Source organism: Neobacillus drentensis (assembly GCF_036965645.1).
Taxonomy (GTDB): domain Bacteria; phylum Bacillota; class Bacilli; order Bacillales; family Cytobacillaceae; genus Neobacillus; species Neobacillus drentensis_D.
In genome coordinates this window covers 1-3,479 of record NZ_JBALPZ010000078.1, presented here as the reverse complement: position 1 = coordinate 3,479, position 3,479 = coordinate 1, and the positions used below count along the sequence as shown (strand labels likewise).

Sequence of the window (3,479 nt, the reverse complement as noted above, 5' to 3'; positions counted from 1 at the left end):
ATTTTAAGTTAGCTACACTAAGATACTATAAAATTATTAAGAAATGGTTAGGATACAGCAAGAGTTATCCAATGGAAGAAAAAACACTGATCCTAATGAATCAGTGTCTTAATGGTGCTTTCCAATGTGCGGTCAATATTTGATAGGCAAATTCCACCTTCTCCTCAGTTGGCGGCTCAACATGTTTTAAAGGATATTCATGTCCAAGAGCTTCCCATTTGTATACTCCAAGTTTGTGGTAGGGGAGTATCTCAATCTTTTGAACATTTTCAAGAGTTCCAATGAACTCTCCAAGTTTCTGTAGGTCTACTGGTTCATCTGTTACTGTTGGAACTAGTACATGGCGGCCCCAAATTGGTACCTTGCGATCGGATAAAAATTTAGCAAATTCAAGAATATGATCATTGGCCATACCTGTAAGTTGGATGTGCTTTTTTCGGTTAATATGTTTTAAATCGAGTAATACCAAATCAGTATATTGTAATAATTCCACAAGTTGCTCAATAAAAAGCTTGGAGTGTGAAAAACACCCACCGGATGAGTCAATGGTGGTATGAATCCCTTTCTTTTTACACTCTTTAAATAACTCTGTTAAGAAGGGGATTTGTAATAATGGCTCCCCGCCGCTTACTGTGATACCGCCGCCTGATGATTGAATAAAAGGGAGGTAACTTGTCAGATCATCCATGATTTCTGAAACAGTCATTTGTTTACCGGAACCGATTTCCCAAGTATCCGCGTTATGGCAAAATTGGCAGCGCAGTAAGCATCCTTGTGTAAAAATAACATAACGAATCCCTGGTCCGTCAACTGTCCCTAATGTTTCAATAGAATGAATATTTCCAATCATGATGATGATCCCCCTTATTTTTTAAGCCGGAGCTCCTCGAAAACAAGGAGCTCCAATTAATTCAAATTACAATGATTCGTGGAAAGTACGGTTTATAACATCTAGCTGTTGTTCTTTAGTTAATTTAATAAAGTTTACAGCATATCCAGAAACACGAATGGTCAATTGTGGATATAACTCAGGATGTTCCATAGCGTCAATTAATGTTTCTCTATTAAAGACGTTAACATTTAGGTGATGACCTTGTTTAATGGAATAGCCATCTAAGATAGATACAAGGTTGGTAACGCGGCTTTCTTCTTCTTTACCTAAAGCTTTTGGTACAATTGAGAAAGTGTTTGAAATACCGTCCATTGCATATGCATATGGAATCTTAGCAACTGACGATAATGATGCTAATGTTCCTTTTGTATCACGGCCGTGCATTGGGTTAGCTCCAGGTGCAAATGGCTCCCCAGCACGACGGCCATCAGGTGTATTACCAGTTTTCTTACCGTAGACAACGTTAGAAGTAATGGTTAAAACTGATAATGTATGAAGTGAATCACGATAGGTTACATGTTTACGTAATTTTTTCATAAAGGTTTCAACGAGCTCCACTGCGATGCTGTCAACTCGATCATCGTTGTTACCGTATTTAGGGAATTCTCCAGTTGTTTCAAAGTCAACCGCTAAGCCGTTTTCATCGCGGATCACTTTGACTTCACCGTATTTAATCGCACTTAATGAGTCTGCTGCAACGCTTAATCCTGCAATACCAGTTGCCATGGTTCTTAGGATCTTCGTATCATGTAAGGCCATTTCAATTCTTTCATAGCTATACTTATCATGCATATAGTGAATAACATTCAATGTATTAATGTAAAGACCCGCTAGCCAATCCATCATATGGTCAAAATTAGCCATTACTTCTTCGTAATTTAACACATCAGATGTAATTGGACGATATTGTGGACCAACTTGAATTTTTAATCGTTCATCAACCCCGCCGTTAATTGCATAGAGAAGTGCCTTAGCAAGGTTGGCACGAGCACCAAAGAATTGCATTTGCTTACCAATTTCCATGGCAGATACGCAGCAGGCAATACCGTAATCATCACCGTACTCAGGGCGCATAATGTCATCATTTTCATATTGGATTGAGCTAGTTTTAATAGACATATTAGCACAATATCTCTTGAAGTTCTCAGGCAGCTGAGATGACCACAAAACAGTCAAGTTTGGTTCAGGAGCAGGGCCTAGATTGTCTAAAGAATGAAGGAAACGGAAAGAGTTTTTCGTTACAAGTGAACGGCCATCTTGTGCCATTCCTCCGATTGATTCTGTTACCCATGTTGGGTCTCCGCTAAATAATTCGTTATAATCAGGTGTTCGTGCAAATTTGACTAAACGAAGCTTCATGATAAAATGATCGACAATCTCTTGAGCTTCAACTTCAGTTAATGTACCGTTTTCTAAATCTCTTTCAATATAGATGTCTAAGAATGTTGAGGTACGTCCAAGGCTCATTGCAGCGCCGTTTTGTTCTTTAATGGCTGCTAAATAACCTAAGTATAACCATTGGAACGCTTCTTGTGCATTTTGTGCTGGCCGAGATAAATCAAATCCGTAGCTTGTGCCTAATTCTTTCAATTCACTTAATGCGCGGATTTGCTCTGCAAGTTCTTCACGAAGACGCATATTATCTTCTGTCATTACACTGCTAGTATTCTTTTTATCTAATTGTTTTTGTTTAATAAGGAAATCAACACCGTATAATGCGACACGTCGATAGTCACCAATGATCCGTCCACGGCCATATGCATCAGGAAGTCCTGTAATAATAGCTGCTTTACGAGCTAGCGCCATTTCATCGGTATAAGCATCAAATACACCTTGGTTATGAGTCTTACGGAAATCAGTAAAAATCTTTTCAATTTCAGGATTTAATTCATAGCAGTATGATGCACATGCTTGTTTTGCCATACGAATACCGCCGAAAGGCTGAAGTGAACGATTAAACGGCTTATCTGTTTGAACTCCGACAACTTTTTCAAGTTCTTCATCTAGATAGCCAGGGCCATGTGATGTAATTGTTGATACCGTTTCTGTGTCCATATCAAGGACACCGCCATTTTCACGTTCTTGCATTGTTAAAAGCATTACTTGTTCCCAAAGCTTGTTTGTTGCTTCTGTTGGACCTGATAAGAAAGAATCATCGCCCTCATATGGTTTGTAGTTTCTTAAAATAAAATCACGTACATTTACTTCTTTTGACCAAGTTCCTTTATTAAAACCTTGCCATTGTTCCATTATCTTTCACCTCTTATATTAGTAGAAGAATATATAACAGAAAGTTATTTATTTCATGAACTAAGTATAACAGGTGAAAAGAGATAAAAAACGCACTAATTGTTAAGGAATTGTGAACCCTTGTTATTAATGGGTTTTTGAGGGGTGTTTTTGAATTTTTTGTGAACGAAGATATCCAAAATTCATAACTGTACTATAAAAAAACTCAAAAGTTTTTTATCTGTTATATAGAAATAAATCAATAATATCAATGTATTAATAGTAAAAACCTATGAAACAGCCTTCCTTGTCAATTGAAAAGCAAGGAAGGCTTTTTCTACTACTAATCGACTACAAT

At 37.5% G+C, this 3,479-nt stretch carries 2 protein-coding genes; both read right to left on the bottom strand.

Going from position 1 to position 3,479, the window contains the following annotated elements; all coding sequences use genetic code 11:
* Positions 1-100: 100 nt before the first annotated feature.
* On the bottom strand, positions 101-850 hold the full coding sequence (gene pflA / locus V7266_RS15320) for a pyruvate formate-lyase-activating protein (RefSeq protein WP_420491416.1): 750 nt from the start codon (positions 848-850) through the stop codon (positions 101-103).
* 66 nt (positions 851-916) lie between these two features.
* Positions 917-3,142, bottom strand: coding sequence for a formate C-acetyltransferase (gene pflB / locus V7266_RS15315; protein WP_335468803.1), 2,226 nt, complete (start codon positions 3,140-3,142; stop codon positions 917-919).
* Between the last annotated feature and the right edge of the window lie 337 nt (positions 3,143-3,479).